The organism is Micrococcaceae bacterium Sec5.8 (assembly GCA_039636775.1).
Taxonomy (GTDB): domain Bacteria; phylum Actinomycetota; class Actinomycetes; order Actinomycetales; family Micrococcaceae; genus Arthrobacter.
The window spans coordinates 2,991,734-3,006,424 of record CP143429.1 but is presented as its reverse complement, the minus strand read 5'-3'; the positions used below and the strand labels follow the sequence as shown (position 1 = coordinate 3,006,424).

General features: G+C 67.3%; 10 protein-coding genes. 8 read left to right on the top strand and 2 right to left on the bottom strand.

Annotated features, from left to right (window positions below; all coding sequences use genetic code 11):
- Nucleotides 1-74 precede the first annotated feature (74 nt).
- Both VUN84_13675 and coaA read right to left on the bottom strand, forming a co-directional pair.
- The gene (locus VUN84_13675) at nt 75-902 is read right to left on the bottom strand and encodes a M15 family metallopeptidase (GenBank protein ID XAS63338.1); all 828 of its coding nucleotides are present in this window, start codon (nt 900-902) and stop codon (nt 75-77) included.
- 77 nt (nt 903-979) lie between these two features.
- Nucleotides 980-1,948: a type I pantothenate kinase gene (gene coaA, locus VUN84_13670; protein ID XAS63337.1), complete on the bottom strand. Its 969-nt coding sequence runs from the start codon at nt 1,946-1,948 to the stop codon at nt 980-982.
- Nucleotides 1,949-2,078: 130 nt separating this feature from the next.
- On the opposite strand from coaA, the gene glmS reads away from it, so the two are divergent.
- From glmS to VUN84_13630, 8 genes are all read left to right on the top strand, one after another.
- Nucleotides 2,079-3,971, top strand: coding sequence for a glutamine--fructose-6-phosphate transaminase (isomerizing) (glmS, locus tag VUN84_13665; GenBank protein ID XAS63336.1), 1,893 nt, complete (start codon nt 2,079-2,081; stop codon nt 3,969-3,971).
- 4 nt (nt 3,972-3,975) lie between these two features.
- Complete coding sequence (locus tag VUN84_13660; GenBank protein XAS63335.1) at nt 3,976-4,323, top strand: holo-ACP synthase; 348 nt, start codon at nt 3,976-3,978, stop codon at nt 4,321-4,323.
- Nucleotides 4,324-4,383: 60 nt separating this feature from the next.
- Entirely contained in the window at nt 4,384-5,898 is a 1,515-nt protein-coding gene (locus VUN84_13655; GenBank protein ID XAS63334.1) for an NAD(P)H-hydrate epimerase, read from the top strand.
- A gap of 90 nt (nt 5,899-5,988) precedes the next feature.
- Nucleotides 5,989-8,229: a glycogen debranching protein GlgX gene (glgX, locus tag VUN84_13650; protein XAS63333.1), complete on the top strand. Its 2,241-nt coding sequence runs from the start codon at nt 5,989-5,991 to the stop codon at nt 8,227-8,229.
- The gene (treY, locus tag VUN84_13645) at nt 8,226-10,544 is read left to right on the top strand and encodes a malto-oligosyltrehalose synthase (protein ID XAS63332.1); all 2,319 of its coding nucleotides are present in this window, start codon (nt 8,226-8,228) and stop codon (nt 10,542-10,544) included. Before glgX ends, treY begins: the two co-directional genes overlap by 4 nt.
- 32 nt (nt 10,545-10,576) lie before the next feature.
- Nucleotides 10,577-12,361, top strand: a complete 1,785-nt coding sequence (treZ, locus tag VUN84_13640) for a malto-oligosyltrehalose trehalohydrolase (GenBank protein XAS63331.1) — start codon at nt 10,577-10,579, stop codon at nt 12,359-12,361.
- A gap of 15 nt (nt 12,362-12,376) precedes the next feature.
- Nucleotides 12,377-13,414, top strand: coding sequence for an L-glyceraldehyde 3-phosphate reductase (gene mgrA / locus VUN84_13635; protein XAS63330.1), 1,038 nt, complete (start codon nt 12,377-12,379; stop codon nt 13,412-13,414).
- A 180-nt stretch (nt 13,415-13,594) separates the two neighbouring features.
- Nucleotides 13,595-14,680, top strand: a complete 1,086-nt coding sequence (locus tag VUN84_13630; protein ID XAS63329.1) for an inositol-3-phosphate synthase — start codon at nt 13,595-13,597, stop codon at nt 14,678-14,680.
- The last annotated feature ends 11 nt before the right edge of the window (nt 14,681-14,691 follow it).

The window sequence follows — 14,691 nt, the reverse complement described above, 5'->3', positions numbered from 1 at the left end:
CACCCGGGCGGACTGCCCGAATCGCCGGGGACAGGAGCCGCCCTTGGCACCAACCTGGAACGTGGGATGCGGCGCTAGGGGTAGCCCGGCGCGGCTTCGAGGCCCAAGTACTCCTCAAGGGTTGCCACGCCGCGCCCGCGCATCTCCGCCGCGGCCTCCACGCCCACGTAGCGCAAGTGCCAGGGCTCGTAGTAATAGCCGGTGATCTCGTGGAACATCCACGGGTAGCGCACAATGAAGCCGAACAGATGCGCGTTGGCCTTCGCCCAGACCGCTGCCGGCTGGTTGGCGAACGCCGGGGTGAAACTGTCCCGGCCGCTGCCGTCACCGATGTCGAAGGACCAGCCCGTCTGGTGCTCCGAGTAGCCGGGCCGTGCTGAGGCCGTGTCCGCGGCGGCCCGGCCCTCCGTGGCCACCCAGTTGTTGTAGGTCGCGATCTGGGTGGTGTAGGAACGGTAGCCGCTTGCGAGGGTCAGAACGACGCCGGCGGCCGCGGCCGCGGCGAACATCGCCTCCGCGGCCGCGGCCGTCGTGCTGTTCAGCTGCGCGGCTTCCCCGGAGGTGGCCAGACGCACGCTCGGCCGGACCAGGTCGGCCGGAACAAACGTGGCCGGGGTGAGCGGCCGGTGCTTGTTCACCACCACCCATGGGCTCGCCGGATCGGTGAGCGAGTGCCGGGCAGGCGGTGTTGCGGCGGACGACGGCGGACCCGTTGCCGGTGCCGATGCGGCAGGACTGGCCGGCACCGGCGCAGCGGACGGGGTGGCGGCCGACGAAGCCGTAGTGCTTCCCTGGGCCGGCGTTGGCAACGGCGCCGGGGCGGACAACGCAGGCCTGGAGCCTTCCGGGGTGCAGGCGCTCACGGCTGCGAGGGACGTTCCAGCCAGCAGCAGGCGGGTCAAGGCCCGCCTGCCCAGTGTGCCAGGGGTGCTTTCCGGCGGAAGCCGACGCCCCCCGGAGTCGTTCTGGCACACGCGTGCTACACCTTGCGCAACAGCATGCGGCGGATGGAATGGTCGCCATCCTTGGTCAAGACCAGCTGCGCACGGCCGCGGGTTGGCAGTACGTTCTCCTCCAGGTTCGGTTCGTTGATGCGTTTCCAAATCTCGCGGGCCGTCTGCTCCGCCTCCGCGTCCGAGAGCGTGGCATACCGGTGGAAATACGACTCGGGCTGCGCAAACGCGGTGGTCCGGAGCTTGCGGAAGCGGTCCACGTACCACTCCTCTATGTAAGACGTTTTGGCATCAACATAGATCGAAAAATCGAAGAAGTCACTCAAAGCCAGGCCCTGCCGTCCGTCCTGCCGAGGCCGGGCCGGGGCCAGGACGTTCAGTCCCTCGACGATCAGCACATCGGGGCGGCGCACCACCACTTCCTTGCCGGGGACAATGTCGTACGTCACATGGGAGTACCATGGCGCCCGGACTTCCTCGGCGCCGCCTTTGATCTCGCTCACAAAGCGGAGCAGCGCCCGGCGGTCATAGGATTCGGGGAATCCCTTGCGTTCCAGCAACTGACGCCGCTTCAGTTCCGCCAGCGGGTAGAGGAAGCCGTCTGTGGTGATGAGCTCAACATTGGGGGTGCCCGGCCAGCGGCGGAGCATCTCGCGGAGCACGCGGGCGATGGTGGACTTGCCCACAGCCACCGAGCCGGCGACGCCAATCACGAACGGCGTGCGCTGGGTCTGCTCGCCCAGGAAGGTGGTGGTGGCCGCGTGAAGCTGGCCGGCAGCCTCGACGTACAGGTGCAGCAGCCGTGACAGCGGAAGGTAGACCTCGCGGATTTCCTTCATGTCCAACGGATCGCCGAGGCCGCGGAGACGCAGCACATCCTCCTGGTTAAGGGGCTGCTCCATCTGGGCAGCGAGCCGGGACCAGGTCTGCCGGTCCAGCTCCACGAACGGGGAGGCACCGTCGCCGTTCGCTTCATTGCGTTGCAAAGTCACCATAGAGATTCTGCCCTCCGGCGGGCCGAGAGCGAAATGAGGGCCCCGACACCCGCCCGGCACGGGCTGGGCAGGCGCGTGGCGCACGCTCATCCTCCGTCGGCTGTGTAGGAAACCCGCTAGGCTTGGGGCCATGTGTGGAATCGTTGGATATGTAGGCCACTCCGCTGGCCGGGTAAATGCTGGACACAATGCCTTGGACGTCGTCCTTGAAGGGCTGCGGCGGTTGGAGTACCGGGGCTACGACTCCGCCGGTATCGCCGTCGTCGCCGACGGCACCATCTCGTCCCGTAAGAAGTCGGGCAAACTGAACAACCTGATTGCCGAACTCGAAGCCAACCCGCTGCCCGAGTCCTTCACCGGCATTGGTCACACCCGCTGGGCCACCCACGGCGGACCGACGGACCATAACGCCCACCCGCACCTGGCCGACGAAGGCGCGCTGGCTCTGATCCACAACGGCATCATTGAAAACTTCGCCGAGCTCAAACTGGAGCTGGTGCGCAAGGGCGTCACATTCCTCTCCGAGACTGACACCGAAGTCGCCGCCGCGCTACTGGGCGACATCTACCGGAACCAGCTCCAAGGCGACCCGGCCAAGGGCGGCCTCACCAAAGCCATGCAGCTGGCCTGCCAGCGACTCGAAGGCGCCTTCACGCTCCTCGCCGTGCACGCAGACCAGCCGGACGTTGTCGTGGCGGCCCGCCGCAACTCCCCGCTCGTTGTGGGCCTCGGCGACGGCGAGAACTTCCTCGGCTCCGATGTCTCCGGCTTCATCGACTACACGCGCCGCGCCGTCGAACTCGGCCAGGACCAGATCGTCACCATCACCGCCGACACCGTGGAAATCACTGATTTCTACGGTGCCCCGGCCGAAGGCAAGGAATACCACGTCAACTGGGATCCGGCCGCCGCGGAAAAGGGCGGCTTCCCCTCCTTTATGGAGAAGGAAATCCATGACCAGCCCGACGCAGTGCTGCAGACCTTGCTGGGCCGCTCGGACATTGACGGCAAGCTGACCCTGGACGAGCTGAGGATTGATCCGGAGCTGCTGAAGAGCGTCAATAAGATCATCGTCCTGGCCTGCGGAACCTCCGCTTACGCCGGACAGGTGGCCAAGTACGCCCTTGAGCACTGGTGCCGGATTCCCACCGAGGTGGAGCTCTCCCATGAGTTCCGTTACCGCGACCCGATCGTGGACGAAAACACCCTCATCGTTTCCATCTCCCAGTCCGGCGAGACCATGGACACCCTGATGGCAGTCCGCTACGCCAAGGAGCAGGGGGCCAAGACAGTGTCCATCTGCAACACCAACGGATCGACCATCCCGCGCGAATCCGACGCCGTGCTGTACACCCACGCCGGGCCGGAAATCGCCGTCGCCTCCACCAAGGCTTTCCTGGCGCAGATCACCGCCGCCTACCTCCTGGGCCTCTACCTGGCCCAGCTGCGCGGCAACAAGTTCCAGGGCGAGATTAAGGACATCCTCGCGGACCTGCACAAGATCCCCGCCAAGATCCAGCAGATCCTGGACAACGAGGCGCAGATCAAGGAGCTCGGCCAGTCCATGGCCCAGGCCAAGTCCGTGTTGTTCCTGGGCCGCCACGTCGGCTTCCCGGTGGCCATGGAGGGGGCGCTCAAACTCAAAGAGCTCGCCTACATCCACGCAGAGGGATTCGCTGCCGGTGAACTCAAGCACGGCCCCATTGCGCTGATCGAGGAAGGCCAGCCGGTGTTTGTGGTGGTTCCCTCGCCCCGCGGCCGCGACTCGCTGCACGCCAAGGTCGTCTCCAACATCCAGGAAGTCCGGGCGCGCGGCGCCAAGACGATTGTGATCGCGGAGGAAGGCGACGAGGCGGTCAAGGCCTACGCCGAGTACGTCTTCTACATCCCGGAGACCCCCACCCTGCTTGCGCCGCTGCTCAGCACGGTTCCGCTGCAGATCTTCGCGCTGGCCCTGGCCTCCGCGAAGGGTTATGACGTGGACCAGCCGCGCAACCTCGCCAAGAGCGTGACCGTAGAATAGCGCCATGATTGTTGGCATTGGAGTAGACGTCGTAGACATTGAACGGTTCGGCCGGCAGCTGGAGCGCACCCCCGGGCTGCGGGACAGGTTGTTCGTCCCCGCAGAGCGCGAATTGAACACCCGGTCCCTGGCTGCCCGGTTCGCGGCCAAGGAGGCCGTGGCAAAAGTCCTGGGCGCGCCGGCGGGCATGAACTGGCAGGACTGCTGGATCGGACTGGACCAAAACGGTCCCACCGTTCAGGTCAAAGGCACGGTGCTGGCCGTGGCGGCGTCGAAAGGCGTCAAACGCTGGCACCTGTCGATGAGCCACGACGGCGGCATCGCTACAGCGACAGTCATTGCCGAGGGCTGACAGCGACCCTGCCCAGAGCTTCACTTTCCGCAGCGACAGCACCGCGAATGGATTGAAACGATGATCAGCGCCTACACCGGAACCCAGATACGAGCGGCTGAGCAGCGCTTTCTGGACGACGGGTTGGGCGCTGCTCTCATGCAGCGGGCCGCCTACGGGCTGGCCAACGCGGTGGTCCGCGAACTCCGGGCCCGCGGCAGGCGCCTTAACGGCGGCAGCGTCACCGTGCTCGCAGGCAAAGGCAACAACGGCGGGGACGGGCTTTTCGCCGCCGCGATGCTGGCCCGCCGCGGCATGCGGACGACGGCGGTCCTCACTGCCGGGGATGCCCACCCGGAAGGACTTGCAGCCTTCACCGCGGCGGGAGGCCGGGTGATACGCCTGAGGGCGGAGAACGCCGCTGCCGCGGCGGCTGACGCCGCGAGGTCCGGCGTTGTCCTGGACGCCGTGCTGGGCACCGGCGCGCAGGGCGGACTCCGGGGCCCTGCCGCGGCGCTGATCGAGGCGCTGGCGCAGTCCCGGTCCGGGCTGGTGGTAGCCTGCGACGTCCCCAGCGGCGTGGACGCCGATACCGGAGCAGCCCACGCCCCCGTGCTCCGCGCAGAGCTGACTGTCACGTTCGGGGCCGCCAAGGCCGGCCTGCTGGCCGATCCCGGGGCCGACTTCGCCGGCCGTGTCCACGTCGTTCCCATCGGCATCGAGACCGCGTTGCCGGTGCCGGCGGTGCGCCGGCTGGAGGCCGGAGACCTGGCGGCGTTGCTGCCCCATCCCGAGAGGCGCGCGCACAAGTACTCCCGCGGCGTCCTGGGCGTCGTGGCCGGTTCCCAGCGCTATCCCGGCGCCGCGGTCCTGGCTTGCCGTGGTGCGCTGGCGTCCGGGGCAGGCATGGTCCGGTACTTCGGGCCGCCGGCGGTGGCGGACCTGGTCCGGCAGTCCTGCCCGGAAGTGGTGTGCAGTTCCGGCAGCGTCGCTGATGCGCATGTGCAGGCCTGGCTGCTGGGACCGGGCCTGGACGACCAGGCCGGCGACCAGCTGGAGCGGGTCCGCGAGGCGGCCGCCACCGGCCTGCCCGTGGTCGCCGACGCCGGGGCGCTGCCGGCCCTGCCCCTGGACCTGGCACCGCACTTCGTACTCACCCCGCACGCAGGCGAACTTGCCGCCGTGCTGGCCCGGTACGGCGCCGGACCCGGCCGCGCCGAGGTGGAGGACGCCACCCTCCCGGCCGCCCGGCAAGCCAGCGCCCTGACCGGCGCGACCGTGCTGCTCAAAGGTGCCGCCACCCTGGTCGCTGCGCCGTCCGGCTCCGTCTTCAGCCAGGCCGAGGCGACCCCTTGGCTGGCCACGGCGGGCAGCGGCGACGTCCTTGCGGGTGTGCTTGGGTCCCTGCTGGCACAACTGGCCGGCAGCTCCGGCGCATTCGCCGCCCTGGGCATCCCTGCGGCCGAGCGGTGGGCCGGCATCGCCGCCCTGGCCGCCAGCGTCCACGGCCGCGCTGGAAGCCACGCTTCCGGCGGCGGCCCGGTGACGGCGTCGGATGTCGCCGCATCCGTTGGGGAGGTCATGAAAACGCTGTAACAATGCCGCACCCCAGTGCGCCGAGGTAAGTAGTAATCCTACTTACCAGTAGTCTGTCTAGAGAAATATCGCCACGCACGAGGAGTACACATGGAAGTCTGGCCCGGAACGGCTTACCCGCTGGGAGCCACCTTTGACGGCACCGGCACCAATTTTGCGCTGTTCAGCGAACGCGCCGAGCGGGTGGAGCTGTGCATCCTCGCCGACGACCTGACGGAAACCCGGATCGAGCTGACCGAAGTGGACGGTTATGTGTGGCACTGCTACCTGCCGCACGTCCAGCCCGGGCAAAAGTACGGCTACCGTGTCCATGGCCCGTACGAACCCGAAAACGGCAATCGCTTCAACCCGAACAAGCTCCTCATGGACCCCTACGCCAAGGCAGTACAGGGGCAGATTGACTGGGATCCCGCGCTTTTCACCTACGAATTCGGCGACCCCGACTCCCGTAACGACGCCGATTCGGCGCCGCACACCATGCACGGCGTGGTCATCAACCCCTTCTTCGAGTGGGACGGCGACCGCCAGCTGCGCATCCCGTACCACCAGTCGGTCATCTACGAGGCGCACGTCAAGGGCCTGACCGAGCTCCACCCCGAGATCCCCGAGGAGCAGCGCGGCACCTACGCCGGCGTCGCGTACCCGGCAGTCATTGATCACCTGAAGAAGCTCGGCGTCACCGCGATCGAACTCATGCCGGTGCACCAGTTCGTCAACGACGGCACGCTCGAGGAGAAGGGCCTCAACAACTACTGGGGCTACAACACCATTGGCTTCTTCGCGCCGCAGAACACCTACAGCTCCTCCGGCGACGTCGGGCACCAGGTCCAGGAATTCAAGGCCATGGTCCGCGACCTGCACCGGGCCGGCATCGAGGTGATCCTGGACGTGGTCTACAACCACACCGCGGAGGGCAACCACCTCGGCCCCACGCTGTCCTTCAAGGGTATCGACAACCAGGCGTACTACCGGCTGGTGGACGACGACCAGAAGCACTACATGGATTACACCGGAACCGGAAACTCGCTCAACGTCCGGCACCCGCACTCCCTCCAGCTGCTGATGGATTCCCTGCGCTACTGGGTGACGGAAATGCACGTCGACGGTTTCCGCTTCGACCTCGCCTCCACCCTCGCCCGCGAGTTTTACGACGTCGACAAGTTGTCCACGTTCTTCGAACTCATCCAGCAGGACCCGATTGTTTCCCAGGTCAAGCTCATCGCCGAGCCATGGGACATCGGCCCGGGCGGCTACCAGGTGGGCAACTTCCCGCCGCAGTGGACCGAATGGAACGGCAAGTACCGCGACACCGTCCGTGATTTCTGGCGCGGCGAGGCCTCCACCCTGGGCGAATTCGCGTCCCGCCTGACCGGCTCGGCTGACCTGTACGAAAGCTCCGCCCGGCGCCCGGTGGCCTCGATCAACTTCGTCACCGCCCACGACGGCTTCACCATGCGCGACCTCGTTTCCTACAACGAGAAGCACAACGACGCCAACGGCGAAGGCAACAACGACGGCGAATCCCACAACCGCTCCTGGAACTGCGGCGAAGAGGGGGACACGGACAACGACGAGGTCCTGACCCTCCGCGCCCGCCAGCAGCGCAACTTCATCGCCACTTTGCTGCTCTCGCAGGGCGTGCCGATGCTGCTGCACGGCGACGAGCTGGGCCGCACCCAGCAGGGCAACAACAACACCTACTGCCAGGATTCGGAACTGAGCTGGATCCACTGGGAAGCGATGGATCAGCCGCTGGTTGAATTCACCGCCGTGGTCACCAAGATCCGCCACGACCACCCGACGTTCCGGCGCAGCCGCTTCTTCGACGGCCGCCCCGTGCGCCGTGGTGAGGGCGAGAAGCTGCCGGACATCGTCTGGCTCAAGACGGACGGCGCCGAAATGCTCCCGGAGGACTGGGACAGCGGCTTCGGCCGGACCATCGGCGTGTTCTACAACGGAGACGGCATCCAGGAGCAGGACTCCCGCGGACGCCGGATCACCGACGACAGCTTCCTGCTGTGCTTCAACGCCCACGACGACGACGTGGACTTTGCCCTGCCGGCCGACGAGTACTCCCGGTTCTGGGACGTGCTGGTGGACACCGCGGACCAGGCTGACACCGAGAATCCGCTGAAGGCGGGTTCGGTGGTCAAGCTGGCCGCCAAGTCGATGGTGGTACTGCGGGCCCACTCCGGCCCCGAGATCGAGGTTGACTACTCCGCTGCCGCTTCGCTGGCCTCCATGGCCGAGCACGAGGAAGCCTTTGAGGAGATGGCGGAATCCCAGGAGGAGGCCGCCGCAACCGTCGCCGCGAAAGAAGCCGCCGAATGAGGACGCCTGTCTCCACCTACCGGCTGCAGATCCGGCCCGGCTTCACCCTCCAGGACGCTGCCGAGACGGTGCCGTACTTGAAATCACTCGGCGTGGACTGGATCTACCTCTCGCCGATCCTTACCGCGGAAAAGGGATCGGACCACGGCTATGACGTCACCGACCCCTCCGCGATCGACCCCGACCGGGGCGGCGCGGAGGGCCTCGCCGCCGCCGCGAAGGCGGCCCACGACGCCGGCATGGGTGTGCTCGTTGACATCGTGCCCAACCACGTCGGCGTGGCGACGCCGGTACAGAACCCGTGGTGGTGGTCCCTGCTCGAAGAGGGACAGCAGTCCCGCTACGCTGCCGCGTTCGACGTCGACTGGGACTTCGGTGCCGGCAGGGTCCGGATCCCTGTCCTGGGGGAGGACTCCGACGTCGCCGCCCTGGAAATCAAGGACGGGGAGCTGCGGTACTACGACCACCGTTTCCCGCTGGCCGCGGGCACCTATACCGCAGGTGATGATCCGCGCGAGGTCCACGACCGGCAGCACTACGAGCTGGTCGGCTGGCGCCGGGCCGACAACGACCTGAACTACCGCCGGTTCTTCGCCGTCAACAGCCTGGCCGGCATCCGGGTCGAACTCCCGGAGGTCTTCGACGAAGCCCACGCCGAAATCGTGCGCTGGTTCAGCGAGGGCCTCGTCGACGGACTCCGCATCGACCACCCGGACGGCCTTGCCGACCCGGAAGGCTACCTGCACCGGCTCCGCGAGGTCACCGGCGGCAGCTACCTGCTGATCGAGAAGATCCTCGAGCCGGGGGAGGAGCTTCCGTCCAGCTTCGACTGCGAGGGAACCACCGGTTATGACGCCCTCGCGGACGTGGACCGGCTCTTCGTCGATCCCGCCGGGCAGGAACCGCTCGATGCGCTCGACACGGAGCTGCGCGGCGGAGTCGTCGCGGATTACGATGACATGATCCGCGGCACCAAGCGCCGGATCACTGACGGCATCCTGCATTCGGAGATGCAGCGGCTGGCCCGCCTGGTGCCCGCCGGGACGGGTCTCGGCGCAGAACGTGCCGCCGATGCCCTTTCGGAGATCATCGCCGCGTTCCCGGTTTACCGCAGCTACCTCCCCGAGGGCGCGGAGGTTCTGCAGGAGGCCTGCGGACTCGCAGTCCGCCGGCGTCCCGAATTGGCGGACGCCGTCGGGCTCCTGCAGCCCCTGCTCCTGGACGCCGGTGCCGAACTGGGACGCCGCTTCCAGCAGACCTCCGGCATGGTGATGGCCAAGGGCGTCGAGGACACCGCCTTCTTCCGCTACACCCGGCTCGGCACCCTGACGGAGGTCGGGGCCGACCCGACCGAGTTCTCGGTGTCGACGGAGGAATTCCACCGCCGGATGACGCGCCGCCAGGCAACCATCCCGCTGTCCATGACCACGCTGAGCACGCACGACACCAAACGCAGCGAGGACACCCGGGCCCGGATTTCTGTGCTCGCGGAGCTGGCGCCGGAATGGCAGGCCGCGCTGGCCCGGCTGCAGGAACTCGCGCCGCTGCCCGACGGGCCGCTGGCCAACCTGCTGTGGCAGGCCATCGCCGGCGCCTGGCCTGCCGGCCGGGAACGGCTGCAGTCGTACGCGCAGAAGGCTGCCCGTGAGGCCGGCAACTCCACCGACTGGCTGGACCCGGACGCCGCCTTTGAGGAGAAGGTGGCGGCCGCAGTTGACGCGGCCTTCGACAACCCTGAGGTCAGGGCGGAACTGGAATCCCTGGCGGAGCTCTTATCCCCGTACGGGGCGGTTAACTCCCTCAGCGCCAAGCTGGTGCAGCTCACCATGCCCGGGGTGCCGGACGTGTACCAGGGCACCGAATTCTGGGACCGCTCGCTGACCGATCCGGACAACCGGCGCCCGTTCGACTACGGTGCGCGGCGCGCGGCCCTGGCAGCGCTCGACGCCGGTGAGCGTCCGGCGTCGTACCGGGATGAGACGGCAAAACTCCTCGTCACTTCGCGGGCCCTGCGTCTGCGGCGGGACCGGCCCGAGCTGTTCACGGGCTACCGCGCCCTCACGGCCACCGGGGCGGCGGCCGGACACCTGGTCGGCTTCGACCGGGGCAGCGCAGCAGGGGCCGGCGCTGTGACGCTGGCTACCCGGCTGCCCCGCGGTCTGGAGCAGCAGGGCGGCTGGCGGGATGCCGCCATCGACCTGGCCGATGCCATGACCGATGAACTGACAGGCGCCACCTTCGGGCCGGGTCCCGTGCTGCTCGCCGAGGTTTTTGGCAGCTACCCGGTTGCCTTGCTCGTCCCGGCAAAGCGCTGATTGAACCACCGAACGCGAACGGAAAGTTGTCAATGACCTTGCCTGCCAATCCAAATGCACGCTTCGACCTCTGGGCGCCGGAGGCCGGCGCCGTGACACTGCTCGCCGGCGGCCAGCAGTACCCGATGACGCCGCGGGCAGTCAGCGGTGCCGTCGGCGGCTCAGAGGGGAGCGGCTGGTGGACGGCGTTGGATGCCCCGGCCGCGGGCGAGGTGGATTATGGCTACCTGCTGGACGGGGACACCACACCGCTGCCGGATCCCCGGTCACGGCGGCAGCCCGACGGCGTCCATTCGCTCTCCCGGACCTTCGACGCCGGCAGCCACGAGTGGGCGGACGGGGCCTGGCAGGGCCGGGCGCTGCAGGGCGCCGTGATCTACGAGCTGCACATCGGCACCTTCACCCCTGAAGGCACGCTGGATGCTGCGGCCGGGAAACTCGACTACCTGGTGGACCTCGGCGTCGACTTCGTGGAGCTGCTGCCGGTCAACGGTTTCAACGGCACCCATAACTGGGGCTACGACGGTGTCCTCTGGTACGCCGTGCACGAGGGCTACGGCGGCCCGGCCGCCTACCAGCGCTTCGTGGATGCCGCCCATGCTGCCGGGCTGGGCGTCATCCAGGACGTGGTTTACAACCACCTGGGGCCCAGCGGCAACTATCTTCCGCGCTTCGGTCCGTACCTGAAGTCGGGGGAGGGCAACACCTGGGGTGACTCGGTGAACCTCGACGGCGCCGGATCCGACGTCGTGCGTGCCTACGTCCTTGAGAACGCCGCCATGTGGCTGCGGGACTACCACGTGGACGGGCTTCGGCTCGACGCCGTGCACGCCTTCAAGGACGAACGGGCGGTCCACCTGCTGGAGGAATTCGGTGCCCTCGCGGACACTGTCGCGGCAGAAACCGGACGGCCCGCCACCATGATCGCCGAGTCGGATCTTAACGATCCGCGGCTGCTGTACCCGCGGGACGTCAACGGCTACGGCCTGGCCGGGCAGTGGAGCGATGACTTCCACCACGCGGTCCACGTCAACGTCAGCGGCGAGGCCGAGGGCTACTACGCCGACTTCGAATCCCTGGAGGCTTTGGCCAAGGTCCTGGTGGACGGGTTCTTCCACGACGGCAGCTATTCCAGCTTCCGCGGCCGGCACCACGGCCGGCCCATCAACACCGGCGTGGTCCACCCGGCAGCGCTGGTGGTCTGCAACCAGAACCACGACCAGATCGGCAACCGGGCCACCGGCGACCGGTTGTCCCAGACACTGGGCTACGGGCAGCTGGCGCTGGCCGCCGTCGCGACCCTGAGCTCACCCTTCACCCCCATGCTGTTCATGGGGGAAGAATACGGTGCCACCACGCCCTGGCAGTTCTTTACCTCGCACCCGGAACCGGAACTCGGCAAGGCCACCGCGGAGGGCCGGATCAAGGAGTTCGAGCGGATGGGCTGGGACCCGGCCGTCGTGCCCGACCCGCAGGACCCGGAGACGTTCACCCGCTCCAAGCTCAACTGGGCTGAAGCCGCCGACGGCGACCACGCCCGCCTGCTGACGTTGTACCGGAACCTGATCGCGCTCCGGCGCTCGACGCCGGAACTCGCCGGCCTCGGCTTCGAGGACACCGCGGTTGCCTTCAGCGAGACCGACGGCTGGCTTCGCCTGCGCCGCGGCAGCGTGGAGGTCGCCATGAACTTCTTCGTGGAACCGCGGCGGCTCGCCGTCGCCGGATCCTCGATCGCACTGGCCACCGACGACGCCGCGTGCCTCTCAGACGGCCAGCTCGACCTGCCCGGACACAGTGCCGCCATCATCTCGAAATAGGACAGGACAGAACTGATGACGTATGTTGCAGCAGAAACCCGTTATGACTCCATGCCGTACCGCCGCGTCGGCCGCAGCGGGCTGAAGCTCCCCGCCATCTCACTGGGCCTGTGGCATAACTTCGGCGACGACAAGCCCTTCGAAATCCAGCGCGCCATCCTGCGCCGGGCCTTCGACCTTGGCGTCAACCACTTTGACCTCGCCAACAACTACGGCCCGGCCGCCGGTTCGGCCGAAACCAACTTCGGCCGCCACCTCAGGGACGACTTCGCGCCCTACCGGGACGAGCTGATCATCTCCACCAAAGCCGGCTACAACATGTGGCCGGGCCCGTTCGGTGAGTGGGGATCCCGAAAATACCTGCTCGCGAGCCTGGACCAGTCCCTGGACCGCATGGGCCTGGACTACGTCGATATTTTCTACAGCCACCGGCCCGATCCGGAGACGCCGATGGAAGAGACCATGGGCGCCCTGGACCAGGCCGTCCGCTCCGGGAAAGCCTTGTACGCGGGCATCTCCTCGTACACGCCGGAGCAGACCCTCGAGGCCGCCCGGATCCTCAAGGAACTCGGCACCCCGCTGCTGATCCACCAGCCGAGCTACTCCATGCTGAACCGCTGGACCGAAAACGGCAGCCCCAACCTGTACGAGGCGCTGGAGCAGGCAGGGGCCGGGTCGATCGCGTTTTCGCCGCTCGCCCAGGGCATGCTCACCGACCGCTACTTGAACGGGATTCCCGCCGATTCCCGCGCCGCTCAAGCGAAATCCCTGGATGAGGGCACCATCACAGACGACAAGCTGGACCGGGTGCGTGGCCTGCAGAAGATCGCCGAGGGCCGCGGCCAGACCCTCGCGCAGATGGCGATCGCCTGGATCCTGCGCGAACAGGGCAAGGGCTCCTCCGTGACGTCCGCGCTCGTCGGCGCGTCCAGCGTCCGGCAGCTCGAAGACACCCTGTCGGCTGTTGAGAACCTGGACTTCACCCCCGCGGAGCTGACGGCGATCGACGAGTTCGCCGTCGAGTCCGACATCAATCTGTGGGCCCAGAAGTAGCCAGCGTCGCCTCCGGGCAGCCTGCAGTCATACAAACGGTGCGGCGGCCGGGAACAACTTGGGCCGCCGCGCCGTTGACTACAATGCTAAGGGTGCCGTATGGCGCCGTGCCCGCTGCCGCCGTCGTGCATCAAGAGTGCTTCCGCGCCGGGCACATGAAGTTGTTCTCAAAGGAGTTCCGTGTCTTCACATCCGATTCGTGTTGCAATCGTCGGCGTAGGTAACTGCGCCACCTCGCTGGTCCAGGGCGTTGAGTACTACCGCAATGCCGACCCCGCCGCAACGATCCCGGGGCTGATGCACGTGGAGTTCGGCAAGTACCACGTCAATGACGTTCAGTTCGTTGCCGCGTTCGACGTTGACGGCAAGAAGGTGGGCCTGGATCTGTCCGAGGCCATCCTGGCCAGCGAAAACAACACCATCAAGATCGCCGACGTCCCGCCGACCGGTGTCACCGTCCAGCGCGGCCCCACCCTCGACGGACTCGGCAAGTACTACCTCGAGACGATTGAGCAGTCCACGGAGGAGCCGGTCGACGTCGTCCAGGCCCTCAAGGACGCCAATGTCGACGTGATGGTGTGCTACCTGCCCGTCGGGTCGCAGGAAGCCGCCGAGTTCTACGCCCAGTGCGCGATCGACGCCGGCGTTGGCTTCGTCAACGCCCTGCCGGTCTTCATCGCCGGCACCAAAGCCTGGGCGGACAAGTTCACCGCCGCCGGTGTCCCGATCGTGGGCGATGACATCAAGAGCCAGATCGGTGCCACCATCACGCACCGCGTCATGGCCAAGCTGTTCGAGGACCGCGGCGTCACCCTGGACCGCACCTACCAGCTGAACGTCGGCGGCAACATGGACTTTAAGAACATGCTGGAGCGCGACCGCCTCGAATCCAAGAAGATCTCCAAGACGCAGGCCGTCACGTCCAACGTGGAAGCCGACCTCGCGCCGCGCGACGTCCACATCGGCCCGTCGGACTACGTCCAGTGGCTCGACGACCGCAAATGGGCCTTCGTGCGCCTCGAGGGCCGCAACTTCGGCGACGCCCCGGTGTCGCTGGAATACAAGCTGGAGGTCTGGGACTCGCCCAACTCCGCCGGTGTGATCATCGACGCCATCCGCGCCGCCAAGATCGGCCTGGACCGCGGTATCGGCGGCCCGCTGCTCTCCGCGTCGAGCTACTTCATGAAGTCCCCGCCGGAGCAGTTCAACGATGACCTCGCCCGCGAAAAGGTTGAGGCTTTCATCCGCGGCGACCTGGAGCGCTAACAAGCCCTCCC